We start from the raw sequence: 253 nt of genomic DNA, 5'->3' as shown, positions 1-253 counted from the left end.
GCTCGCAGTTGTCCAGCACCAGCAGGGCTTCCGCGCCGCCGAGCACCTCGATGGCCTGGTCGAGCGGGTCCAGCGGGCGGCGGATCTCGGGTTCGGTGCTGCGGATGTCGCGGATCTCCAGCGCGCCCAGCAGCGCGCCGCCGAGGTCTTCCGGGTCGCGGACGCCGGCCAGCGCGGCGAACCAGACGCGGCCGCGTTGCTGCGCCGGGTGCCGGGATGCCGCTTCGGTGGCCAGCCGCGTCTTGCCCGCGCC

General features: G+C 75.9%; 1 protein-coding gene. It reads right to left on the bottom strand.

Annotated elements, in window-relative coordinates:
- A partial coding sequence (locus G3I65_RS52100; protein WP_160703479.1) for a hypothetical protein occupies window positions 1–253 on the bottom strand: 253 nt, incomplete at both ends.

The organism is Amycolatopsis sp. SID8362 (genome assembly GCF_010550475.1).
In the GTDB taxonomy this organism is placed as follows: domain Bacteria; phylum Actinomycetota; class Actinomycetes; order Mycobacteriales; family Pseudonocardiaceae; genus Amycolatopsis; species Amycolatopsis eburnea.
This window is presented reverse-complemented; position numbering and strand designations above follow the sequence as displayed.